Raw genomic sequence first — 23,880 nt, forward strand, 5'->3', positions numbered from 1 at the left:
GTGCCCGGCACCCTCCGGCTGTTCTGCTTCCCCCACGCCGGCGGCGGATCCTCGACGTACCGCCACTGGCACCGCGCCCTGAGCCCGCACGTGTCGGTGTGGCCCGTGCAGCTGCCCGGACGGGAGAGCCGTGCCGGGGAGGCCGGGTTCACCGACGTCGAGTCCCTCGTCACCGCACTCGACTCCGAACTCGCCGAACACCTCACGGAGCCGCACGTCTTCTTCGGGCACAGCATGGGTGCGTTGGTGGCGTACCGGCTCGCGTGCCGCCGGCGCGCGGCCGGGCAGCCGCTCCCTCGGGCGCTGCTGCTCTCCGGGTACTCGGCGCCGCACCTGCCCTCGCCGCTGCCACCGGTCGACGACCTGGACGACCCGGCACTGATCGAGTTGCTGCGCATCACGGGCGGTCTGCCCGCCGACGTCCCGGCCCGGCCGGCGTGGCGGGACCGCTGCCTCCCCGCGCTGCGGGACGATCTCCGCCTCTGCACCGGCTACCGCGATCCGGGCGACCCGCCGCTGCCCTGTCCGGTACATGTGCTCGGCTCGGACGCCGATCCGCTGGTCGGCGAGCGGGATCTGCACGCCTGGACTCGGCACACCAGCCGGCTGCGCGAGGTGCACATCATGCCGGGCGATCACTTCTACCTCGAGCACACACCCGAACAGCTCTTCGGCGTCCTCCGCCCGTTGCTGCGCCGCTACGCCGCGTCGGAGTCGGTCAGTGACCCGGCGGGGTGACGGGCGGCGGCAGCTGGCCGGGCGCTCCACCCGGATCCAGCGGCGCATGCTCGTCGGCGCCACCGGACTTCGCGAGCGGTCCCGGCCCGTCGACGGGACGACGTGCCTCGACCTCCGCGGCGCGGACAGCCTGCGCGATCGCCGGGTCGGACTTGGTCTCGAACCAGTCGGCGACCTCCTCCGAATCGTCCTCGGGCTTGGGCAGATCCTCCTCGGCGGTGGACGGCTCGTACCGGAACACCCCGTCCTGGCCCTGCGCGCCGAGGGTCTTCGCGAACCCCTTGAGGGCGTCACCGAAGTCGCTGGGCACCAGCCACACCTTGTTCGCGTCGCCCTGCGCCATCTGCGGCAGCGTCTGCAGATACTGATAGGCGAGGAGTTCGGGGGTGGGCTTGCCGGATTTGATTGCGGCGAACACCTTTTCGATCGCCTTCGCCTGCCCCTGCGCCTGCAGGTACTTCGCGGCCCGGTCACCCTGCGCCCGCAGGATGCGGGACTGCCGCTCCCCCTCCGCCGTGAGGATCGACGCCTGCTTCGCGCCCTCCGCGGCGAGGATGCGGGACTGCTTGTCGCCCTCCGCGGTCTTGATCGCCGACTCCCGGTGACCCTCGGCGGTGAGAATGGTGGCCCGCTTCTCGCGGTCCGCCTTCATCTGCTTCTCCATCGACTCCTGGATCGACGGCGGCGGATCGATGCTCTTGAGTTCGACCCGGGCGACGCGCAGACCCCACCGTCCGGTGGCCTCGTCCAGAACGCCGCGCAGCTGCCCGTTGATGGAGTCACGCGAGGTGAGCGTCTCCTCCAGCGTCATGCCGCCGACGACGTTGCGCAGCGTGGTGGTGGTCAACTGCTCGACACCGACGATGTAGTTGCTGATCTCGTACACCGCGGCCTGCGGGTTGGTGACCTGGAAGTACACGACGGTGTCGATGTTCAGCGTCAGGTTGTCCTGGGTGATCACGGGCTGCGGCGGGAACGACACCACCCGTTCACGCAGATCCACCTTGGCCCGGATGCGGTCCGCGAAGGGGATCAGGAACGTCAGCTGGCCCGACACGGTCCGCGCGTACCGGCCGAGTCGCTCGATCACCGCGGCCTCGGCCTGTGGCACCAGTGCCACCGATTTGGCCACCACCAGGGCGACGAACAACACGAGCACGATCAACACGATGAGCGCTGCCATCTACGGTCCCCTCCATACGACGGCGGTCGCGCCGTCAATTTGCATTACCGTCACGGTCGTTCCCGGTGGATACACTTCCGTGCTGTCGAGCGGGCGGGCCGTCCAGACGTCGCCGCCGAGCTTGATCTGCCCCGCATGTTCGGCGACCTCCTCGAGCACCAGGGCCTGCTTGCCGGTCAGCGCCTCGATCCCGGTCGGGGTCGGCGGCGGGGTCTCGAACTTACGCAACAACACCGGACGCACCCCGAGGATCAGGGCGAGGGACAGCACGCCGAAGATCACCGCGTCGACCCAGACCGGGAAGTCGGTGATCGCGGTGACCCCGGCCGTGGCCAGCGCACCGCCCGCCAGCATGAGGAGGAAGAAGTCCCCCGTCAACGCTTCCGCGGCGGCGAGCAGCACCCCCGCTACCAGCCAAATCAATGCAGCCACAACACCATCTAACCAGAATCTCCGGAACCGACGGTGACGAAGTCGACCAGCTGTTCGACCGCCCCGATCAGCGGTGCCTCGAGGTCGCGGAACGTGTTGACGGCCGAATAGACCCGGCGCCAGCCGTCGCGCGGTGTCCCCCACCCCAATTCGCGGCACACCCCGGTCTTCCAGTCCTCACCGCGCGGGATCTTCGGCCACGCCTCGATGCCCACCGCCGACGGGCGGACCGCCTCCCACACGTCGATGAACGGATGCCCGGTCACGAGCACGTCCGGTCCGAGCCCCTGGGTCAGCTGGGTCTCCTTCGATCCGGTGACGAGATGATCGACGAGGACACCGACGCGCCGTCCGGGGCCGGGCCGGAATTCGGCGAGCCGCTCCCCGAGATTGTCGAGACCCTCGAGGTGCTCGACGACGACACCTTCGACGCGCAGGTCGTGCCCCCACACCCGTTCCACGAGGGCGGCGTCGTGCACACCCTCCACCCAGATCCGGCTCGGCAGCGCCGTCCGGGCCCGCAACCCCTCCACCTTGGTGGATCCCGACGCCGATCGGGTGGTTGCCGGACCGGCCGGCTTGGCCGCCGGCCGGACCAGGGTGACCGGTTTGCCGTCGATCAGGAACGCCGCCTCCCGCATCGCGAACAACCGGGTGCGCCGCGCCCCGTCCTCGAGCCGGACGAAATCGCCGTCGTAGGTGCGCTCGAACCCCACCACTGCCCCGCAGAAACCGGTGCCCGCGTCCTCGACCACCAGGTCCCGCTCGGCCGGGACGGTGGACGTCACGGGCTTCCTCGCGCGTGGGTGTCCGGAAAAGATGTCGCCGTATCTGTCGCCTCCGCTCACGGGCGCTGACGCTATGCGAGCGGTGCCGTTACGCACACTCCGCCACGCCGACATATGCTCGTTTATCGTGACTTCACCCAGCGCCACTCTCACCGTGTGGGCCAGTTCCTGGCTCGCCGGGAACAGTGCACCCGACGACGTCATCGACGCCCTCCATGCGTGGGCGCCGATGCATCTCGCCTGCGCGGAGGATCCGGTGACGGCCGGGCGCACCGGACTGCCGTGGCCCGACCCGCAGGACGCCGGGGTGACGGCGCTGCTGCAGACGATGCGGCGCGCCGTGTCGCAACCCGAGACCGAGATCCGGCTGGTCCTGCCCGGGCCGGGGGACGTGCGCGGGCTTCCGGCGGGCACCGAGTTCGCGTCCGCCGCGATCAGCGCGGGCGAGGGTGTGCTCGTCGGACCGCCCGGCCGGTCCGGAACGGGGCTGGTCCCGCACGTCGAGGGTCCGGACGTGCTGCGCTGGACGGTGTCGACGATCGAGCGGCTTCCCCTCGACGCCCACCACACCGGACTGGGTGAGGCCGAGTTCTCGATGCGGCAGGCGGTGCGGGACGCCGCGGCCGCGCTCGAGGCACTGCACATGCTCGATTCCGGTTTCGGCGCCGACCCGCGCGCGCTGATCGCCGACGCGCTGGCGCAGTCCGCACGGCACCGGTATCCGACGACGATCGCCCCGCGGGCGCTGCGGATCCTGGACTCGGCCGATCAGGTGGCCGCGATCCTCACGGTCGCCGAGCAGATGGCCCCCGCGCGCACCGTGTCCGCGTCGGGTGCGGCCACGCTCGAGGATCTGCTGCGGCCCCTGCGTTCCGCGGTGCGCTCGGCGCGCACCGCCGCCGTCAATGCGTGTGCGCGGGACGGCCTGACGGCCTGACCACGGCCTTGCAGCAGTCGACCGCGCAGGACTGTCCATCCAGCATCGAACCGAGCAGCGGCTCGGACCCGAGCCGCTCGGCGGGCATGCCGGCCCGTTGCTCGGTCACGAGTGCGACGACGAGTTCCGCGAACCGCCGATCCGTTCCGGGGGTGGCCGCACGCACGAAGTCGATGCCGAGTTCGGCCGCCTTGTCCCGGGCCTCGGTGTCGAGATCCCACACCACCTCGAGGTGGTCGGACACGAATCCCACCGGGCACACGATCACCGCGCCCACACCGCGGACGGCGAGGGCGTCCAGGTGGTCGCAGATGTCCGGTTCGAGCCACGGCACCTGGGGTGGCCCGGACCGGGACTGCCACACCAGGTCGAAGTCGTCGAAGCCGGCGGCGCGGGCGGTGAGCCGGGCCGCCTCGGCCACCTGCCGGCTGTAGAGATGACCGCCCTCCGCGGGCGGTCCCGCGTTGACGTCCGCGGACACCGGCACCGAATGCGCGGTGAACACCAGCCGCGCGTCGGCCCGGCGCTCGGCGGGGAGCTGCGCCGCGGCCTCGCGGACGGCGTCGGCGAACGCCCCGATCAGCAGTGGGTGGTCGTAGTACTGGCGCAGCTTCAGCAGGTGCGGTGCACCGTCCCCGGCCGCGGCCCGCGCCCGGGCGACGTCCTCGTGGTACTGCCTGCAGCCCGAGTACCCGCCCCACGCCGACGTCGGGAACACGAGGGCGGACTGCACCCCGTCCTCGCCCATCCGGGCGACGGTGTCCTCGACCATCGGATGCCAGTTCCGGTTACCGAAGTAGACGGGCAGATCCATTCCGGCGCCGGCCAATTCGGATACGACGCGGGAGATGATGTCGCGATTCAAGGCGTTGATCGGCGACACGCCCCCGAAGTGCAGGTAGTGCTCGGCGACCGCGTCCAGACGTTCGGGCGGCACCCCCCTGCCCCGGGTGACGTTCTCCAGGAACGGGCGCACGTCGGCGGGCTGCTCCGGACCCCCGAACGACAACACGAGAAGGGCATCGAATTGGGAACCGGAACGGTCCGTCGACTTCGCAGCGATCATGATCCCCATCTTCCGTGGTGCCGTTCGGGGCGCACTCCCCGGGTAGTGCGCTAGCCGGCCATCGCGTGGGCGCCACCGTCGACGTAGATGATCGACGCGGTGGTCCCGGGCAGCCAGTCGGACAGCACGGTGCACACGGTCTTCGCGACCGGCTCCGGGTCGTCGACGTTCCAGCCGATGGGCGCCCGCTCGTCCCACGCCGTGTTGAGTTCGTTCATCTGCTTGGCGTCGTCGGTGGCGGTACCGGCGATGGCCTTGGCGGCAAGGGTCTTGATCGGGCCCGCCGCGACGAGGTTGGAGCGGATACCCCGTTCGCCGACCTCCTTGGCGACATACCGGTTCACCGACTCGAGGGTGGCCTTGGCGACACCCATCCAGTTGTAGAACGGAACCGCGCGCGCGGGATCGAAGTCCATCCCGACGATCGACGCGTTGTCGTTCAGCACCGGCAGCAGCGCCTTCGACAGCGACGCGTACGAGTAGGCGGAGACCTCGAACGCCACTCCCACATCGGACCACGGTGCGTCGAAGAACGGGCTGCCCAGGCAGGACCGCGGCGCGAACGCGATGGAGTGCACGACGCCGTCGACGCCCTCGGGTGCGATCTCCCGGATGCGGTCGGCAAGGCTCGCGAGGTGCTCCGGGTTCTGCACGTCGAGTTCGAGCGCGGGCGGCACCGGCTGCGGCAGGCGCTGCGCGATGCGGTCGATCAGCCGGAGACGGTCGAAGCCGGTGATGATCACCTTGGCGCCCTGTTCCTGGGCGACCTTGGCGACGTGGAACGCGATGGACGCGTCCGTGATGATGCCGGTGACGAGAATGGTCTTACCTTCGAGCAATCCGCCCATGAGGTGTCCTCCTGTGAAGAAAAAGTCCGGGAAGTGGGAGTGAGGAGAGCTAGTGGCCCATGCCGAGGCCGCCGTCGACGGGGATCACCGCGCCGGAGACGTAGGCGGAATCGTCGGAGGCCAGGAAGCTCACCACCGCGGCGACCTCCTCGGGCTTGCCCTGCCGCTGCAGCGGGACGGCGCCGGTGATCATGTCCTTGTACTTGTCGTCGAGGACCGCGGTCATGTCGGTGTCGATGAATCCCGGGGCCACCACGTTCGCGGTGATCGAACGGGAACCGAGTTCACGGGTCAGCGACCGCGCGATGCCGACCACACCGGCCTTCGACGCCGCGTAGTTCACCTGGCCGGGACCGCCGGCCAGACCGACGACGGACCCGAGGAACACGAACCGGCCGAACCGCGCCCGCAGCATCGACCGGGTCGCCCGCTTCGCGACGCGGAACGCGCCGGTCAGATTGGCGTCGACGACCGAGGTGAACTGCTCCTCGGTCATCCGCATGATCAGCGTGTCGTCGGTGATGCCGGCGTTCGCGACGAGAACCTCGACGGGACCCTGGTGCGCTTCGACCTCCTTGAAGGCGCGATCGACCGACTCGGTGTCGGTGACGTCGCACTGGACGCCGAACAGGCCGTCGGGCGCACCCGAACCGCGGTGCGTGACCGCGACCTTGTGGCCGTCCGCCGCGAGGCGCTGCGCGACAGCGAGGCCGATCCCGCGGTTGCCGCCGGTGACGAGCACCGACCGAGGAGTGGACACCGCCCTAACTGACGCGTCAGTAGTTTGTGGGGTAGACATGGGGATCAACCTATCTGTTCAGATGTGCAGGAGTGGAAGCGCGGGGCCGCGGTGGAACGCAGATCACGGCAGCCGTTGACGCAGGACCAGCGCGAGGATCAGGCCCGCCGTGGCGGACAGGACACCCAGCACGAGCCAGGGGCGGCTGGCGTCGCCGCGGGTGGTCTCGAACCCGATCTGCTCCTCGAGGGTGTCGTAGACGTCGCGTAGTTCCTCCAGGCTCGAGGCCGTGAAGAAGCTGCCCCCCGAGAGATTCGCGATCTCCCGCAGCGACGGATCGTCGACGGGCACGGGGATGCGTTCGTCCTCGATCTCGACCTTGCCGTAGCTGGTGCCGAACGAGATCGTCGAGATGGGGACGTCCTTGTCCTTCGCCTGCCGGGCCGCGGTGAACCCGCCGCGCGGATCGTCCGGGTTCTCGGGCACCGTCTGCTTGCCGTCCGAGAGCAGCACGATGCGGGCGGGCGGCGCCTGATCACTGCCCCCGAGCACCGCGGCCAGTGTGTCGATCGACTGCAGCGACGTGAAGATCGCCTCACCGGTGGCCGTCCGCTCGCTCAGCTGCAGATTGTCGATCGCGACCTTCGACGCCTCCCGGTTGGTGGTCGGCGACACCAGCACCGACGCTGTGCCGGCGAACGCGACGAGACCGAGGTTGATGCCGGGGGTGAGCCCGTCGGCGAACGACTTCGCGGCGTCCTGCGCGGCGGCCAGCCTGGTCGGTTCCACGTCGGTCGCCTTCATCGACAACGACACGTCGATGACGAGGATCACGGTCGCCCGGTTCCGCGGAACCCGCTTGTCCTCCGTCGGACCGGCCAGCGCCACACTGAAGAACACCAGCGCCAGCACCATCAGCAGCGCCGGAATGTGCCGAGCCCGGCCCGGTCGCGACGGCGCGACCTTCTCGAGGAGCGCGAAGTTGGTGAACCGGAGGGTGTGCTTCTGCCGCTGACGCTGCACCCACACGTATCCCGCGACCAATGCCACGACGATCAGGAGGAAGAGCAGCCACCACGGTGAGGTGAACTGGGAAAGGCTCACCGGCGGGACCTCTGGTTCGTCGCGGTCCCGTAACTGTGCTTCCGGGCGGACACGAACCGCACGACATCCGAGATCCAGTCCCGGTCGGTCCGCAGACTGAGCAGCGGGGCGCCGCAACGCCGCAACGACTGCTCCACCTGCAGGCGGTGCTCGTCCGCGGCCCGCGCGAAGTCGGCGCGCAGTTGCGGTGTGGTCGTGAACTCGCGGGTCCGTCCGGACTCCGGATCGTGCAGCACTACATCCCCTATGTCGGGTAATTCCAGATCTCGCGGGTCGAGCACCTCGACACCGAGTACGTCGTGGCGGCCCGAGATCGCCCGCAGCGACCGCTCCCAGTCGATCGGTCCCAGGAAGTCACTGATGACGACGGCCAGACCGCGGCGACGCTGGGGGCGGCGCAACGACTCCACCGCACCCTGCAGGTCTCCCCGCACCCCGTCCGGGGCGTGCGGGGTGGTCGCGATCTGACGCAGCATCGCCTGCGCGTGGATGCGGCCACCGCGGGCCGGGATCCGGGTGGTCTGGGCGCCGGTCGAGACGATCGCCCCGATCCGGTTCCCGCCGCCACTGGTCAGGTGCGTGACGGCGGCGGCCGCGGCCACCACGAGGTCCCGCTTCTCGCAGCCGGCGGTACCGAAGTCGAGGCTCGACGACAGATCGACGACGAGCCACGTCTCGAGTTCCCGGTCGGCCACCGACTGCCGGACGTGCGGGTGCGTCGTCCGGGCGGTCACCGACCAGTCCATCTGACGCACGTCGTCGCCCGGCTGGTACTCGCGCGCATCACCCGGTTCGGAGCCCGGCCCCGGGATCAGGCCCAGATGGTCGCCGTGCAGGACGCCGTCGAGGCGGCGGCGGACGGTCAGCTCCAGCGTCCGCAGCGCGGCGGACAGTTTGGGATCACGGAGTTCGCCGGAGCGAAACGACGGCGGCGGGCCGGAGCTCTGCGCACCGGCGGTACGCGCACTCACCGTGGCTGGCTCATCGCCGTCGGTCCGGGCACCGACGTGGATGGGACGGGCGGTCCGTGGTGACCGGCGGGAGCGGCCGGGACCGTCGTCGGCTGTGCGGCGATCTGCGGCAGACCCACGGTCTGCAGCACGCGGGAGATGACGTCGTCCGGGGTGACCTCGTCGGCGAGAGCGTCATAGGACAGCACGAGACGGTGACGCAGCACGTCCGGGATCACCTCGAGCACGTCCTGCGGCACCACGTAGTCACGCCCGCGCAGCAACGCCAGCGCCCGGGCCGAGGAGATGATGCCCAGCGTCGCGCGCGGCGACGCGCCGTACGCGATCCAGCCGTCGACCTCGGGGAGACCGACTTCGGCCGGCGTGCGCGTGGCCGCGATGACCCGGACCACGTAGTCGACGAGCGCATGGTGCACGAAGACACCGCTCGCGACCTTCTGCAGGCGGACGAGCTCCTCGGGATCGAGGACCTGGTGGGGTTCCGGCGCATCGACACCCATCCGGTAGACGATCTCGCGCTCCTCCTCCACCGTCGGGTAGTCGACGAGGATCTTGAACAGGAACCGGTCGCGCTGCGCCTCCGGCAGCGGGTACACACCCTCGTTCTCGATCGGGTTCTGCGTCGCCATCACCAGGAACGGGTCGGGCATGTGGTACCGCTTGCCGCCGATCGAGACGTGCCGCTCGGCCATCACCTCGAGCAACGCCGACTGCACCTTCGCCGGCGCGCGGTTGATCTCGTCGGCGAGCACGAAGTTCGCGACGACGGGACCGAGCTCGGTGTCGAACTCCTCGCGCCCCTGCCGGTAGATGCGCGTACCGATCAGGTCGGTAGGCACCAGGTCGGGGGTGAACTGGACACGCGAGAAGGATCCGCCGACCACCTTCGCGAACGTCTCGACAGCCAGGGTCTTCGCGACACCCGGCACACCCTCGAGCAGCACGTGCCCTTTCGCGAGCAGACCGACCAGGATCCGCTCCACGAGCCGGTCCTGCCCGACGATCACGCGCTTGACCTCGTAGATCGCGCGTTCCAGCGTCTGGACGTCGGCGGCGAGATTGGGCGCGACCGTCTTCGTCGTCGCGCTCTGCGTGCCCGTGTTCGGTGAGGGTGCATTCGGCGCGGTGACGTTCTGGGGACCCGATCCGTTGGCCGCACCCCCGTTCTTCACACCTTCGGGAGCAGCCTTCGCGGGCGACTCCTTCCGGGCTGCACCCTCCGATACCGCATCATCACGTGAGGTCACCAAGAATCCACCGCTTTCACCTAGATCGTTCCGCCCGTTCACGTACTTGCTCAACTATTCCAGGTGCAAGCAACCCCCGCCGCAACCAAGCACGATCCGCACTGCGGACTACTTCATCGACATCATGGATCACGACACCATACGGACAGCGTAAGGGGTCATGCCGTCCCATCGCACCGGGGAGATCTTGACGACGTCCCCCGACTCGGGAGCCTCGAGCATCTGGTCGTCTCCGAGGTACAGAGCGACGTGCTGGCTGGCGTTCGGGCCCCAGAAGATCATGTCGCCGCGCTGCATCTCCTCCGAGGGGACCTGCTCGCCGGCGGTGTACTGATACCCGGTGTAGTGCGGCAGGGAGATGCCGATCCCGGCGAACGCGTAGATCATCAGACCGGAGCAGTCGAAACCGACCTTGTTGAAGTCGCCGTAGCTGTCGGCGACACCGCCGTCGCGGATGCCGAGGGTGGGACCGTTCTCGTCGCCGCCGCCCCACGCGTACTCGACACCGATCTGCGACAGTCCCCGGTCGATGACGGTCTCGATGGCCTCGCTGCCGGTCAGGTCCTCGCCGCTGGTCGACGGTTTCGACTTGGGGGTGGACTTCGGTGTGGTCGTCCCGCCGTCGGTCGAGGAATCCTCGTCCTCCGAGTCCTCCTCGATCGTGGTGTGCGCGCGCTGCCCCGCGGCGAGTTCCGCGGCGCGCTGTCGAGCCGCCTCGTTGGCGGCGACCCGCGCCGCGGCCTGCGTCGCGGCCTCCCGGGCCGCGGCGGCGATGGCAGCCTTCTGCGCGTCCTCGGCGCGTTTCTGCTCCTCCCACGTCGCGTACGCCTCACGCTGCCCCTGCAAGCCCGCGACGTTCCCGCGGGCGGCGTCGAGCTGGGCCTGGGCGGCCGCGCGGTTGCTCTCGATCTGCGCCTTCTTGGCCGCCTGGTCCTGCAGCGCCGACCGGGCGATCGCGATCGCCTGCTCCGCCAGCGACTTCTTCGACGCGGCCTGGTCGGCGGCCACGTCCGCCTGCTGCTTCGCCTCGCGTGCCGCGGAGTCCTTGTTGGCCTGCGCGGTCCGCGCCCGCTGCAGCCCCTCGAGCACCGCGTTCTGACTGGTGGCCAGGAGTTTCAGAACCTGCGCGCGATCCAGGACGTCGCCGGGCCCCTGGGCGCCCAGGTACGTCGAGATCGAGGAGACGTTGGTGCCCTGCGTGTAGCTCGACCGGGCGTACTTGTCGAAGTCTTTCTGCGCGAGTTCGATCTGCGCCCCGGCGTCGCGCAGCGCCTGCTGTGAGGCCCCGACCACGCCGGCCGCCAGATCGGCAGCGCTGCGGGCGTTCTGCAGATCGACCAGAGCACGGTTCACGTCCTCGCGCTTGATGGCGACCTCGTTGTCGAGCTGAGCGAGCTGCTGATCCGCGGAGGCGACCTGGTTGATCAGTTCGCTGACCTGCCCGAGGCCCGCCGACACCTGGGTCTGGGCCTGCGCGATGTCGTTGTCGGACGGATTCGGCGGCGGCGGTGGCACCGCTGCGGCCAGGCCGGGCGTGCTGCCGATCAGGGCTCCGACGATGCCCAATCCGATCAGGAGGCGCGCCGTGCGAGTGTGCCCGCGGGAGAAGCTACGGTGCCCCACTCCAGCTCGTGCTTGTCGCTTCACAACTCTCTCCCTCGGTTCTGCACCGATCACGCACACCGCGCCGTGCCCGTCGTGGGGAGAAATTTGCGGCAGCCCACACCTTCCCGCGCGTCGGCGACACCGACATACACCGGATCGCCGTCACTCTGGACGTCAATCACCAGCCTGCGACACTTCTTCCCCAAGAGCGCCAAATGCACCGTACGACACTTCCGGACTCTATGGAAACTTTAGTCACAAATAACACATGAGTAATTTGACCAGCGGAAATGTCGAACTGTGAATCGTCGGCGCTATTTACGCGCATCGACGCAGGCAGCGGCCACGCTCGGGAGAATCGTGAAATTGCCGCCGAGTTATCCCGGGAATTCGGGGAGAGTCAGGGCTTCTGTCGCTCGTACGACGTGCCGGCCCCCGAAGCGCTGTCGCCCTTTTCTGCCGTGTCGCCACGAGATACGGACGCCCGGCGCGATTTCGCGAAGAACGTGGCAGCCGACGCGATCACGACGATCGCGACGATGAGGGCGGTGAACAGGGCCCACGNNCACTTCGTCGACGAAGTGATTCGCGGAGACCACCGCATCGCCGGTGTAGGTGCGGTCCTGACCCGATTCGAGCAGGACCCGGCTGATCGAATCGCTGTATGTGCCGACCCAGCTGGGACTCAGCACCAGAACGGTGCCGCCCTCTTCCGTCCCGACCTCGGTGGCGAGGTCGCGCAGCTGCGAATCGCGGCCGGGATCCTCGTCCAACACCACGATGCTCAGCTTGATCCCGTGCTCGGCCGCGCGATCGACCACGGCGGCGAGTTCACTCGCCTCGTCGGACGGCGCCGACACGCCGTCGTCGGACACGTCCGCGACCACGTCGGAGACGTCGATGTCTTCCGGAAGGTCCGTCGACAACGGGAGGGCCGAATGGACGGGGAGCATGACACTGGCAGGAAGTGCGGTGGCGATAGGGGCAGGCATCTCTCATCCGGGTTTGCTGTAGGAACGTAAGCCTCGCGTGAACACTACGTGAGGAGTCCCCGAAGTTCCGTTCCGTCCGCGCGCGTCCCGCGTCGGGTCGAGGAGAATCGCCGAGGGGTACACGCTCGATTCCCCCCGAATTCTCACAGGACAAGCGTACTGTTAGACTATCGGAGGTACCGCGGTAGGGGCCGATTCCGTCATCGCTAGCACGACAGCGACACGGATCAGCCGTGCCCGCAGTGCCTGCAGCCGTCGACACAGCCCCGTCGGTGGCGACCCTCACATAGACGAGTGGAGCTGACGTGAGCACCAGTATTGATTCATTCGGAGCAAAGGGAACCCTCGAGGTCGGTGAGAACTCCTACGAGATCTTCCGACTCGCGGCCGTCCCCGGCACCGAGAAATTGCCTTACTCCTTGAAGGTTCTCGCCGAGAACCTTCTCCGCACCGAAGACGGAGCCAATATCACCGCGGATCACATCCGCGCAATTGCAGGCTGGGATCCCTCGGCTCAGCCGAGCATCGAAATCCAGTTCACGCCGGCTCGCGTGATCATGCAGGACTTCACCGGCGTTCCCTGTGTCGTCGACCTCGCCACCATGCGTGAGGCTGTCACCACCCTCGGCGGCGACCCCAACAAGGTCAACCCGCTCTCGCCTGCCGACATGGTCATCGACCACTCGGTCATCCTCGACATCTTCGGCCAGGCCGATGCACTCGAGCGCAACGTCGACCTCGAATACGAGCGCAACGGCGAGCGTTACCAGTTCCTCCGCTGGGGCCAGGGCGCATTCGACGACTTCAAGGTCGTCCCCCCGGGAATGGGCATCGTTCACCAGGTCAACATCGAATACCTGGCTCCGACCGTCATGGCACGTAACGGCCAGGCGTACCCCGACACCTGTGTCGGCACCGACTCGCATACCACCATGGTCAACGGCCTGGGCGTGCTGGGCTGGGGCGTCGGCGGCATCGAAGCCGAGGCTGCCATGCTCGGCCAGCCGGTCTCCATGCTCATCCCCCGCGTTGTCGGCTTCAAGCTCTCCGGTGAGATCAAGCCCGGCGTCACCGCGACCGACGTCGTGCTCACCGCCACCGAGATGCTCCGCAAGCACGGCGTCGTCGGAAAGTTCGTCGAGTTCTACGGCAAGGGTGTTGCCGAGGTTCCGCTCGCGAACCGCGCAACCCTGGGCAACATGAGCCCCGAATTCGGTTCCACCGCAGCGATCTTCCCAATCGACAGCGAGACGATCGACTACCTGCGCCTGACCGGCCGCAGCGACGAGCAGCTCGCCCTCGTCGAGGCCTACGCCAAGGAACAGGGCCTGTGGCACGATCCCGACAAGGAGCCCGTCTTCTCCGAGTACATCGAGCTCGATCTGGGAACCGTCGTTCCCTCGATCGCCGGCCCGAAGCGCCCGCAGGACCGAATCCTGTTGTCGGAGTCGAAGACCGCGTTCCGCAAGGACATCCACAACTACGTGGAAGAGCACCTTCCGACCGAGCACACTCAGCTCGACGAGGCTGTCGAGGAATCCTTCCCGGCGTCCGACCCCGCAGTTCTGTCGTTCGCCGATGACGGAGCAGTCGACGTTCTCTCCGCCGCCAACGGCGCAGAAGGCCGCCCGAGCAAGCCGGTTGTCGTCAAGTCCGACGCAGGCGAGTTCGTTCTCGATCACGGCGCCGTCGTCGTTGCCGGCATCACTTCCTGCACCAACACGTCCAACCCGTCGGTCATGCTCGGCGCTGCGCTGCTTGCACGTAACGCCGTCGAGAAGGGCCTCGCCACCAAGCCGTGGGTCAAGACCAACATGGCACCCGGTTCGCAGGTTGTCACCGACTACTACGAGAAGGCCGGCCTCTGGCCGTACCTCGAGAAGCTCGGCTACTACCTCGGCGGCTACGGATGCACCACGTGCATCGGCAACACCGGCCCGCTGCCCGAGGCAGTCTCCAAGGCCATCAACGACAACGACCTGTCGGTCACCGCGGTGCTCTCGGGCAACCGCAACTTCGAGGGACGCATCTCCCCCGACGTCAAGATGAACTACCTGGCCTCCCCGCCGCTCGTCATCGCCTATGGCCTTGCGGGAACCATGGACTTCGACTTCGAGACCGACTCGCTCGGCGACGACACCGACGGCAACCCCGTGTTCCTGAAGGACATCTGGCCGTCCACGCAGGAGATCGAAGAGACCATCAAGACGGCGATCAGCCAGGACATGTTCCGCAAGTCCTACGCAACGATCTTCGCGGGCGACAGCCGCTGGCAGAACCTCTCGACCCCAGAGGGTGACACCTTCGAGTGGGACGTGAACTCGACCTACGTCCGCAAGGCTCCGTACTTCGACGGCATGCCGAAGGATCCGGCACCGGTCAAGGACATCAAGGGCGCTCGCGTCCTCGCCCTGCTCGGCGACTCGGTCACCACAGACCACATCAGCCCGGCAGGTCCGATCAAGTCCGGCACCCCCGCCGCGCAGTACCTCGATTCCCACGGCGTCGAGCGCAAGGACTACAACTCGCTCGGCTCGCGTCGCGGCAACCACGAGGTGATGATCCGCGGAACGTTCGCGAACATCCGTCTGCGCAACCAGCTCCTCGACGACGTCTCCGGTGGCTACACCCGCGACTTCACGCAGGAAGGTGCACCGCAGGCATTCATCTACGACGCGTCGCAGAACTACCAGGCAACCGGCATCCCGCTGGTCGTCCTGGGCGGCAAGGAGTACGGCTCCGGATCGTCGCGTGACTGGGCCGCCAAGGGCACCAGCCTTCTCGGCGTCAAGGCCGTCATCACCGAGTCGTTCGAGCGCATCCACCGCTCCAACCTCATCGGTATGGGCGTCGTTCCGCTGCAGTTCCCGGCCGGCGAGTCGGCTGCATCGCTGAAGCTCGACGGCACCGAGACCTTCGACATCGAAGGCGTCGAGAAGCTCAACGACGGTGTCACCCCGAAGACCATGAAGGTCACGGCAACGCGCGAGAACGGCGAGAAGGTCGTGTTCGACGCAGTCGTACGCATCGATACCCCTGGTGAGGCGGATTACTACCGCAACGGCGGCATCCTGCAGTACGTGCTCCGCAACATGATCAAGGGCTAGGGCGCAATCGCGCCTGCGAGCAGTTTCCGCTCGCAGGCGCTACGCACCTGTGAGTGTTTTCGGCCATGACAGGCACGAAGCGCGCACGACCAGTTTCAGGGGAGCTTCGCCGCTGTCCCGATCGAGGTGGTCGTGCGCGCTTCGTGCTTTCGGTGGCCCTCACATGTCGAGGGCCGACAACACTCACAGGCCGACGAAGGAGGCACTTTGCCCAAGGTCAGTGAAGACCATCTCGCGGCACGGCGCAGTCAGATCCTCAGCGGCGCCCGCCGTTGCTTTGCCGAATACGGCTACGACGGCGCCACCGTCCGCCGGCTCGAAGAAGTGACCGGACTGTCACGCGGGGCGATCTTCCATCACTTCAAGGACAAGGACGGTTTGTTCCTGGCGCTCGCCCACGAGGACGCGACCAGGATGGCCGACGTGGTCGCCCACGAGGGCCTCGTCCAGGTGATGCGGGACATGCTCGCCCAGCCCGAACAGTTCGACTGGCTGGGAACCCGGCTCGAAATCGCCCGACGGCTGCGGAACGATCCCGACTTCCGCAGAAGCTGGTCACAACGGTCGGCGGAACTCACCGAGGCGACCATGGCGCGTCTCGCGCGGCAGAAGTCCGCGGGCCGCCTCCGCGACGACGTGCCGACCGACGTCCTGATCGGCTACCTGGACCTGGTTCTCGACGGCCTCGTCGCACGTATCGCTTCCGGGCACGCCGGCGACAACCTGTCGGCCGTCCTCGACCTCGTCGAGGAATCCGTCCGACGCCGCGACTGACACCCGCACTCCCCCACCGACACCCGTCAGGTCTTGCGACGGTGAGCTCCGCCCCGTCCGCGGAGCTCCACCTCGGATTCCGCGAGGATGTTGCGGACGAATCCGTACGATCTCCCCATTTCCCGGGCAAGGGAACGGATACTCGCACCGGCCTGGTAGCGCTCCTTCAGCTCCGCCTGTAGATCGGCGCGCGACGGTCCCGTGATCCGAGCGCTCTTGGCGAAGACCCCGATGTCAGCCATGAACTCCTCCAGTCGGCGAGCGACGGTGGTTTCCACGGTAGAGCCCCGCGACGGCGATATCTACGCGCAGTGCTCAGGCGAGCTGGATCAGCTCCAGGTAGTCCTGCGACCAGTGGTCCTCCGTGCCGTCGGGCAGGAGAATGACCCGTTCCGGGTCGAGTGCCTCGGCCGCGCCGGGGTCGTGCGTCACCAGCACGACGGCACCGGTGTAGCTGCGGAGCGCATCCAGCACCTGCTCGCGGGAGACGGGATCGAGGTTGTTCGTCGGCTCGTCGAGCAGGAGGACGTTCGCCGCCGACGACACGAGACCCGCCAGCGCGAGGCGCGTCTTCTCACCACCGGACAGCGTGCCTGCGGGCTGCTCGAGCTGCGGGCCGGTGAACATGAACGCACCGAGCAGCGAACGCAGCTCCTGCTCCCCCGTGTCCGGCGCCGCGTGGCGAATGTTCTCCCACACCGACGCGTTGTCGTCGAGGGTGTCGTGCTCCTGCGCGAAGTAGCCGATCTTCAGCCCGTGACCGGGGACGAGCCCGCCTGCGTCCGGGGTCTCGACTCCGCCGAGAATGCGCAGCAGCGTCGTCTTACCGGCACCGTTGAGACCGAGCACCACGACGCGTGACCCACGGTCGATCGCGAGGTCCACTCCGGTGAAGATCTCGAGCGAACCGTAGACCTTGGTCAGGTTCTCCGCCATCAGCGGAGTCTTGCCACACGCGGCAGGCTCGGGGAACCGGATCCGGGCCACCTTGTCGGACACGCGTTCTGCGTCGAGGTCGGACATCAGCTTGTCGGCGCGCTTCGCCATGTTCTGTGCCGCCACGGCCTTGGTGGCCTTCGCGCCGAGCTTCGCGGCCTGCACGCGCAGTGCACCGGCCTTCTTCTCGGCATTGGCGCGCTCACGGCGGCGACGCTGCTCGTCGGTCGCACGGGCGTCGAGGTACTTCTTCCAGCTCATGTTGTACACGTCGGCCTCGCCGCGCACGGCATCGAGGAACCACACCCGGTTCACGACGTCGTTGAGCAGATCGACGTCGTGGCTGATCACGATCAACCCACCCTCGTGGCTCTGCAGGAAGCCCCGCAGCCAGGTGATCGAGTCGGCGTCGAGGTGGTTGGTCGGCTCGTCGAGCAGAAGCGTCGTATCCGACCGTCCGCCGCTACCGTCCGACGCGGCGAACAGGATGCGCGCCAGTTCGACACGGCGACGCTGACCACCCGACAGGGTGTGCAGCTGCTGACCGAGGATGCGGTCGGCCAGTCCGAGGCTGTTGCAGATGCGTGCCGCTTCGCTCTCCGCCTCGTACCCACCGAGCGCGGAGAAGCGGTCCTCGAGGTTGCCGTACTTGCGCACGGCCTTGTCGCGCTCGGCGTCGTCGACGACCTCCGACATCAGGATCTGCTGCTTCTCCATGTCCCGCAGCAGCGAATCGAGGCCGCGCGCGGACAACACTCGGTCCTTCGCGAGGACGTCGAGGTCGCCTTCCTTCGGGTCCTGCGGCAGGTACCCGAGATCGCCGGTGCGCACCACGGCACCCGCGTACGCCTCCCCCTCCCCCGCGAGGATGCGGAGGGTCGTCGTCTTGCCGGCACCGTTGCGGCCGACCAGCCCGATGCGGTCGCCGGGCTGTACCCGCAAAGCCGGTCCGGGCGCGGACAGCAACGTCCGCACTCCAGCTCGAACTTCCAGGTCGGTAGCGGTGATCAACAAGACTCCTAGGAAAATGACGCTCGCGTTGAATGAGAAAAACTACGCAAAGAACACACGAACCAGCAATTTTACCCGACCGCCGGCGACTCGGAACACGCCTGCCAGTGATCCCGCTAACGTTCACCGCCGTATCCGGCCCGCAGGAAAGCCTCCAGCCCCTGTGTAGATGTTCGATGGAAGGTGAGTCGCGTGGTGGTGAGGTTGGCAATTGTGGTGAGCCCGTTGGGTCATGAGTAATAACCACGGTGATAGTTCGGGAAACTACGCTGTTCCGTCACTGCCCGACTCAGTACCTGGCTGACATCCTGGTGGACTTGGGAGCCCAGCCGACACCCTCGTGGCATCGCAGGCGCATCGGGTTCCCCACCCCGCGCAACTGCGCCCCGTTCAGCGCGCACGCTCCCCCGCAGCCGGCCGAGCCGGCCGCGGCGCCCCGCTCCCCTTGGTCTGGGACTGCCGTGGTGGGTAATCGAGATCGGGACCCGTGATGGTGGAGTCACCACTACCCCGGGACAGCCAGGACCGTACCCCGACAAATTCGGATAATCGAACGGTTCCGTCCGAGGCCGAGTCTGGAACTGGGTCTCGTTCCAGACTCGGCCGCCGTGACAGGCTGGCGGTGTGACAATTTCTCCCCGTCCAGCGATCTGGGACGTCGCGATCGTCGGCCTCGGGCCTGCCGGCCGCGCCCTCGCCCACCGGGCCACGGCTCTCGGTTCGACAGTCGTCTCGGTCGACCCGCTCCCCCGCAGATCGTGGACCGCGACGTACGCGGCCTGGGAAGACGAGCTCCCCGACTGGCTCCCTCGAGACGCCGTCGTCACGAAAACTGCTTGCCCGACAGCCTGGACGACACGTCGCCACACCATCGACCGCACGTATTGCGTTTTGAATACATCGGTACTGCAATCAATACTCGGCAGCGAATGCGGAACCGTTCTCGCAGGTAGAGCCGTCGATCTCTCCCCCACTTCCGTCCGACTGGACGACGGCTCGACACTGAAGGCGCACGTGGTCGTCGATGCCCGCGGCACCGGCGACAGCCCCGACCTCGCCCAGCAGACGGCATACGGCGTCGTGGTGGACCCCGACACGGCCGCACATGCGCTCGCCGGCGAGGCCGCGGTGTTCATGGACTGGCGCCGCGACAACGGGACTTCCCCCTCCGACACCCCGTCGTTCCTCTACGGGGTCCCGCTCGAGCAGGACCGGTTCCTGCTCGAAGAGACCTGTCTGGTCGGTCGCCCCCCACTCCCGATCTCGGAACTCGCCACCCGACTCCACGACCGACTCCGACAGCGGGGCGTCACCGTGCCGTCCCATTCGGACGTCGAGAGGGTCAGATTCGCCGTCGAGCCACCACCCGAGGCCGGTCGTGCCCACAGCTCGGATCAGGTGCGTTTCGGAGCCCGCGCCGGGTTGATGCACCCAGGAACGGGCTTCAGCGTCGCGGCGTCGCTCCTGTGCGCAGATGTTCTGGCCCGCGATCTTCATGACGGTTCGAACGCACGACTGTGGCCGTGGAAGGCGCGCACCGTCGCGTCTCTGCGATCGGTCGGCCTCCGCGTCCTCCTGAATCTGGATTCCGAACACGTCCCCGAATTCTTCGAGCATTTCTTCGATCTACCGCCACAACTCCAAGCGGCATATCTGTCCGAGCGGTCGAATCCGCGCGGAACCCTGTCCGCAATGGGGCGGATGTTTCGGGCATCCTCCGGCGATATCCGCAGTGTGATTCTCCGTTCGGCGCTTCGCCGGGAAGTTCGATGAACTGTCGCGCGAACGCGAAAAGGAGACCATCATGGAACGCATGCGGTCGATATGGAAGGGCTCGATAGCGTTCGGACTCGTGAATGTGCCGGTCAAGGTCTATTCGGCAACCGAGGATCACGACATCAGGTTTCACCAGGTCCATGCCAAGGACGGCGGCCGGATCAAATACAACCGCGTCTGCTCCGAATGCGGCAACGTCGTCCAATACGCCGATATCGACAAGGCCTACGACTCCGACGACGGCGTGCGCGTGGTGTTGACGGACGATGATTTCGGCAAACTGCCCGCCGCCGAGAAACACGAGATTCCCGTTCTGCAGTTCGTGCCGACCGAACAGATCGACCCCATTCTGTTCGAGAAGAGTTACTTCCTCGAACCGGATTCCAGCTCTCCGAAGGCATATGTCCTACTCGCGACAGCCCTCGAGAACAGCGACCGAACGGCCCTCGTCCACTTCACCCTCCGACAGCGCACCCGACTGGCCGCGATGCGTTCACGGGACGGGGTGCTGGTGATCCAGACGCTGCTGTGGCCGGATGAGGTACGGGCCGCGGAATTCTCCTCACTCGATGGCGTCGACAAGCCGAAGGCGAAGGAACTCGCGATGGCCGAGACACTCGTCGACAGCATGGCCGACGACTTCGACCCCACCGAATTCACCGACGACTACCAGGTGCAGTTGCGTGAACTGCTCGACGAGATGATCGAGTCCGGCGGCAAGAAGGTCATCCCCGTCGCCGAGGTCGAGAAGAGCGGCGAGGACGCCGAAGTGGTGGATCTCGTGGCCGCACTGCAGCGCAGCGTCGACGCCGCCGGGAAGAAGGCCGCACCCGCCAAGAAGAAGCCGGCGAAGAAGGCTCCGGCCAAGACCGCAGCGAAGAAGGCCACAGCGAAGTCATCCAGTTCGGAACGCAAGCGCGCCTGAACCGACACGGAGGGGCTCGCCGAGCCCCTCCGTGTCACCAGTGGTGAATGGTCAGACTGTGAAACCGAGCGCGCGCAACTGCTCGCGGCCGTCCTCGGTGATCTTGTCGGGGCCCCACGGCGGGAGCCACACCCAGTTGATCTTCAGTTCGTTGCACAGACCGCTGCGCACGAGCGCACCCCGCGACTGGTCCTCGATGACATCGGTCAGCGGGCAGGCCGCCGACGTGAGCGTCATGTCGAGGGTCACGACGTCCTCCTCCTCGGTGATCCCGTACACGAGACCGAGGTCGACGACGTTGATGCCGAGTTCGGGATCGACGACGTCACGCATCGCCTCCTCGAGTTCTTCGAGGCGCTTCGGGTCGGTAATCGCACCCGACGATGCAGTGGCGGTCTCGCCGCCCTGGTCGGCCGTCGCCTGCTCCGGTACGGCCGTGGCGTCCGCCTCCGGCGTCTGCGTCTCGCTCATGATGCCTGTCCTCCGATTCGAGCTGGTTCGCCGTCTGCTGTCGGAACGGCCGAATCCCGTTCGTCCACGACCCGGTCGTCCACTATCTGAACAACCGCGTCCTTGAATGCCATCCATCCCAGCAGCGCGCATTTCACGCGTGCCGGGTATTTCGAGACGCCGACGAAGGCGATGCCGTCCCCGAGGACGTCCTCGTCCCCCTCGACGGTACCGCGGCTGCTGACCATCTCGTTGAATGCGGCAACGGTCTGCAGTGCCTTCTCGACCGGCATCCCCACCACCTGATCGGTGAGCACCGACGTCGACGCCTGGCTGATGGAGCAGCCCTGGCCGTCGTACGACACATCCACCACGGTGCCGTCGTCGGCGAGCTGCACACGCAGCGTCACTTCGTCACCGCACGTGGGATTGACGTGGTGGACTTCGGCGCCGAACGGTTCGCGCAGGCCGCGACCGTGGGGATGCTTGTAGTGGTCCAGGATCACTTCCTGGTACATCTGTTCCATTCTCATGCAGGAACCTCCCCGAAGAACTCCTGTGCGCGCCGCACCGCTGCCGCGAGAGCGTCGACCTCGTCGACCGTGTTGTACAGCGCGAACGACGCCCTCGCCGTGGCCGCGACACCGAAACGACGGTGCAGGGGCCAGGCGCAGTGGTGGCCGACGCGGATGGCGACCCCCTCGTCGTCGAGGATCTGACCGAGATCGTGGGCGTGGATTCCGTCGACCACGAACGACACGGCCCCGCCGCGGTCCTCGGCGGTCGTGGGTCCGATGATGTGCACGCCGTCGATGGCACCGAGAGCTGCCAGTGCGGCCTCGACCAGGGTGTGCTCGTGCGCCGCCACCGCGTCCATCCCGATCTCCTCGAGATACCGGACCGCGGCACCGAGCCCGACCACCTGCGACGTCATCGGAACGCCGGCCTCGAACCGCTGCGGCGGCGGCGCGTAGGTGGTGCGTTCCATCGTGACGGTCTCGATCATCGAACCACCCGTGATGAACGGCGGCATCGCATTCAGCAGTTCGCGGCGCCCGTACAGGACACCCACGCCGGACGGGCCGAGCATCTTGTGCCCCGAGAAGGCCGCGTAGTCCACACCGAGCGCGTGGAAGTCCACCGCCATGTGCGGAACGGACTGGCATGCGTCGAGTACCACCAGCGCGCCGACCGCGCGGGCGCGACGCACCAACTCCTCGACGGGTGCCACCGCACCGGTCACGTTGGACTGGTGGGTGAACGCCACGACCTTGACGGCGCCCGTCAGTTCGAGCGAATCGAGGTCGATCCGGCCGTCGTCGGTGACGCCGTACCAGCGCAACGTCGCACCCGTGCTGCGCGCGAGTTCCTGCCACGGCACGAGATTGGCGTGATGCTCGAGTTCGGTGATGACGATCTCGTCACCGGGGCCGAGGTGCCGCTCGAAGCGATCGTCGCCGAGAACGTGAGTGACGAGGTTCAGGGACTCCGTCGCGTTCTTGGTGAACACGAGTTCGTCGCTGTCGGCACCGACGAACGCGGCGATCGTCGCACGCGCGTTCTCGTACGCGTCGGTGGCCTCTTCGGCGAGCTGGTGAGCGCCTCGGTGCACGGCCGCGTTACAGGTGGTGAGGAACTCCCTCTCGGCGTCGAGCACCTGGTTCGGGCGCTGCGACGTCGCGCCCGAATCGAGGTACACCAGCGGTTTTCCGTCGCGGACCGTACGCGCCAGGATCGGGAAGTCCTCCCGGATCCGGGTGACGTCGAATACGCGCACCGAGGTGGTCATCTGCGTTTATGCTCCTTGCGTTGCTGCAGCCTGGGTGAAGCGCTCGTAGCCGTTCGCCTCGAGCTCGTCGGCCAGTTCCGGCCCGCCCGACTCGACCACACGACCGCCGACGAACACGTGGACGTATTCCGGCTTGATGTACCGGAGGATGCGCGTGTAGTGCGTGATCAGCAGGATTCCGCCGTGCTGGCGCTCCTTGTAGCGGTTCACACCCTCGGAGACGACGCGCAGGGCATCGACGTCGAGACCGGAGTCGGTCTCGTCGAGGATCGCGATCTTCGGCTTCAGGAGACCGAGCTGCAGGATCTCGTGGCGCTTCTTCTCACCGCCGGAGAAACCTTCGTTGACGCTGCGCTCGCCGAACGAGGGGTCGATGTCCAGCTCGGTCAGGGCTTCCTTGACTTCCTTCACCCAGTGGCGAAGCTTCGGGGCCTCGCCACGGACCGCGGTGGCCGCGGTGCG

General features: G+C 67.5%; 22 protein-coding genes and 1 pseudogene. 6 read left to right on the top strand and 17 right to left on the bottom strand.

Going from position 1 to position 23,880, the window contains the following annotated elements:
- Nucleotides 1–738 carry a thioesterase II family protein gene (locus AZG88_RS26785; RefSeq protein ID WP_061699664.1) on the top strand — a complete coding sequence of 246 codons (738 nt, stop codon included), beginning with the start codon at nt 1–3 and terminating at the stop codon, nt 736–738.
- Here the strand turns inward: AZG88_RS26785 and AZG88_RS26790 are convergent.
- The 3 genes from AZG88_RS26790 to AZG88_RS26800 are packed head-to-tail and all read right to left on the bottom strand — an operon-like array spanning nt 719 to nt 3,201.
- Complete coding sequence (locus tag AZG88_RS26790) at nt 719–1,921, bottom strand: SPFH domain-containing protein (protein ID WP_025432545.1); 1,203 nt, start codon at nt 1,919–1,921, stop codon at nt 719–721. The genes AZG88_RS26785 and AZG88_RS26790 overlap by 20 nt on opposite strands.
- The gene (locus AZG88_RS26795) at nt 1,922–2,353 is read right to left on the bottom strand and encodes an NfeD family protein (protein WP_005241863.1); all 432 of its coding nucleotides are present in this window, start codon (nt 2,351–2,353) and stop codon (nt 1,922–1,924) included.
- Between the two features lie 8 nt (nt 2,354–2,361).
- Entirely contained in the window at nt 2,362–3,201 is an 840-nt protein-coding gene (locus AZG88_RS26800) for a DUF3097 domain-containing protein (RefSeq protein WP_005241862.1), read from the bottom strand.
- A gap of 67 nt (nt 3,202–3,268) precedes the next feature.
- On the opposite strand from AZG88_RS26800, the gene AZG88_RS26805 reads away from it, so the two are divergent.
- On the top strand, nt 3,269–4,078 hold the full coding sequence (locus AZG88_RS26805; RefSeq protein ID WP_025432544.1) for a hypothetical protein: 810 nt from the start codon (nt 3,269–3,271) through the stop codon (nt 4,076–4,078).
- On the opposite strand, the gene AZG88_RS26810 is transcribed toward AZG88_RS26805, so the two are convergent.
- From AZG88_RS26810 to AZG88_RS26845, 8 genes and pseudogenes are all read right to left on the bottom strand, one after another.
- The gene (locus AZG88_RS26810) at nt 4,044–5,153 is read right to left on the bottom strand and encodes a ferrochelatase (RefSeq protein ID WP_061044148.1); all 1,110 of its coding nucleotides are present in this window, start codon (nt 5,151–5,153) and stop codon (nt 4,044–4,046) included. The genes AZG88_RS26805 and AZG88_RS26810 overlap by 35 nt on opposite strands.
- Before the next feature lie 41 nt (nt 5,154–5,194).
- On the bottom strand, nt 5,195–5,992 hold the full coding sequence (gene inhA / locus AZG88_RS26815; protein ID WP_005241845.1) for an NADH-dependent enoyl-ACP reductase InhA: 798 nt from the start codon (nt 5,990–5,992) through the stop codon (nt 5,195–5,197).
- 49 nt (nt 5,993–6,041) lie between these two features.
- Nucleotides 6,042–6,791: a 3-oxoacyl-ACP reductase FabG1 gene (gene fabG1, locus AZG88_RS26820; RefSeq protein ID WP_061044149.1), complete on the bottom strand. Its 750-nt coding sequence runs from the start codon at nt 6,789–6,791 to the stop codon at nt 6,042–6,044.
- A gap of 63 nt (nt 6,792–6,854) precedes the next feature.
- Entirely contained in the window at nt 6,855–7,835 is a 981-nt protein-coding gene (locus AZG88_RS26825) for a VWA domain-containing protein (RefSeq protein ID WP_005241841.1), read from the bottom strand.
- Nucleotides 7,832–8,806, bottom strand: a complete 975-nt coding sequence (locus AZG88_RS26830; RefSeq protein WP_011598892.1) for a DUF58 domain-containing protein — start codon at nt 8,804–8,806, stop codon at nt 7,832–7,834. The genes AZG88_RS26825 and AZG88_RS26830 overlap by 4 nt, the downstream gene beginning before the upstream one ends.
- The gene (locus tag AZG88_RS26835; protein ID WP_005241837.1) at nt 8,803–9,978 is read right to left on the bottom strand and encodes an AAA family ATPase; all 1,176 of its coding nucleotides are present in this window, start codon (nt 9,976–9,978) and stop codon (nt 8,803–8,805) included. Before AZG88_RS26835 ends, AZG88_RS26830 begins: the two co-directional genes overlap by 4 nt.
- Nucleotides 9,979–10,182: 204 nt before the next feature.
- Nucleotides 10,183–11,676 carry an NlpC/P60 family protein gene (locus AZG88_RS26840; protein ID WP_025432542.1) on the bottom strand — a complete coding sequence of 498 codons (1,494 nt, stop codon included), beginning with the start codon at nt 11,674–11,676 and terminating at the stop codon, nt 10,183–10,185.
- Between the two features lie 382 nt (nt 11,677–12,058).
- Nucleotides 12,059–12,650, bottom strand: a pseudogene (locus tag AZG88_RS26845) (Rv1476 family membrane protein).
- A 305-nt stretch (nt 12,651–12,955) separates the two neighbouring features.
- On the opposite strand from AZG88_RS26845, the gene acnA reads away from it, so the two are divergent.
- Together acnA and AZG88_RS26855 are read left to right on the top strand one after the other, a co-directional pair.
- Nucleotides 12,956–15,757 (top strand): aconitate hydratase AcnA, encoded by a 2,802-nt coding sequence (gene acnA, locus AZG88_RS26850; RefSeq protein WP_061699665.1) that lies wholly within the window; start codon nt 12,956–12,958, stop codon nt 15,755–15,757.
- Between the two features lie 207 nt (nt 15,758–15,964).
- Nucleotides 15,965–16,531, top strand: a complete 567-nt coding sequence (locus AZG88_RS26855; protein WP_005241827.1) for a TetR/AcrR family transcriptional regulator — start codon at nt 15,965–15,967, stop codon at nt 16,529–16,531.
- A gap of 26 nt (nt 16,532–16,557) precedes the next feature.
- On the opposite strand, the gene AZG88_RS26860 is transcribed toward AZG88_RS26855, so the two are convergent.
- Both AZG88_RS26860 and AZG88_RS26865 read right to left on the bottom strand, forming a co-directional pair.
- Nucleotides 16,558–16,773, bottom strand: a complete 216-nt coding sequence (locus tag AZG88_RS26860) for a helix-turn-helix domain-containing protein (RefSeq protein WP_005255033.1) — start codon at nt 16,771–16,773, stop codon at nt 16,558–16,560.
- A gap of 73 nt (nt 16,774–16,846) precedes the next feature.
- A complete protein-coding gene (locus AZG88_RS26865) occupies nt 16,847–18,478 on the bottom strand; it encodes an ABC-F family ATP-binding cassette domain-containing protein (protein ID WP_025432541.1) in 1,632 nt (543 codons plus the stop codon).
- Nucleotides 18,479–19,102: 624 nt separating this feature from the next.
- Between AZG88_RS26865 and AZG88_RS26870 the strand changes: the two genes are divergently transcribed.
- Both AZG88_RS26870 and ku read left to right on the top strand, forming a co-directional pair.
- Entirely contained in the window at nt 19,103–20,251 is a 1,149-nt protein-coding gene (locus AZG88_RS26870; protein WP_061044151.1) for a lycopene cyclase family protein, read from the top strand.
- Nucleotides 20,252–20,291: 40 nt separating this feature from the next.
- Nucleotides 20,292–21,179 carry a non-homologous end joining protein Ku gene (gene ku, locus AZG88_RS26875; RefSeq protein WP_442792411.1) on the top strand — a complete coding sequence of 296 codons (888 nt, stop codon included), beginning with the start codon at nt 20,292–20,294 and terminating at the stop codon, nt 21,177–21,179.
- Between the two features lie 51 nt (nt 21,180–21,230).
- Here ku and AZG88_RS26880 read toward each other — a convergent pair whose 3' ends face one another.
- From AZG88_RS26880 to AZG88_RS26895, 4 genes are all read right to left on the bottom strand, one after another.
- Nucleotides 21,231–21,650 carry a metal-sulfur cluster assembly factor gene (locus AZG88_RS26880; protein ID WP_005241817.1) on the bottom strand — a complete coding sequence of 140 codons (420 nt, stop codon included), beginning with the start codon at nt 21,648–21,650 and terminating at the stop codon, nt 21,231–21,233.
- The gene (gene sufU / locus AZG88_RS26885; RefSeq protein WP_025432540.1) at nt 21,647–22,162 is read right to left on the bottom strand and encodes a Fe-S cluster assembly sulfur transfer protein SufU; all 516 of its coding nucleotides are present in this window, start codon (nt 22,160–22,162) and stop codon (nt 21,647–21,649) included. Before sufU ends, AZG88_RS26880 begins: the two co-directional genes overlap by 4 nt.
- Nucleotides 22,159–23,418: a cysteine desulfurase gene (locus tag AZG88_RS26890; protein ID WP_061044152.1), complete on the bottom strand. Its 1,260-nt coding sequence runs from the start codon at nt 23,416–23,418 to the stop codon at nt 22,159–22,161. Before AZG88_RS26890 ends, sufU begins: the two co-directional genes overlap by 4 nt.
- Before the next feature lie 6 nt (nt 23,419–23,424).
- Nucleotides 23,425–23,880, bottom strand: a 456-nt coding sequence (locus AZG88_RS26895; RefSeq protein WP_442971755.1) for an ABC transporter ATP-binding protein, incomplete at its 5' end; no start/stop codon positions are given.

Source organism: Rhodococcus sp. LB1, from assembly GCF_001583455.1.
GTDB lineage: Bacteria > Actinomycetota > Actinomycetes > Mycobacteriales > Mycobacteriaceae > Rhodococcus_F > Rhodococcus_F opacus.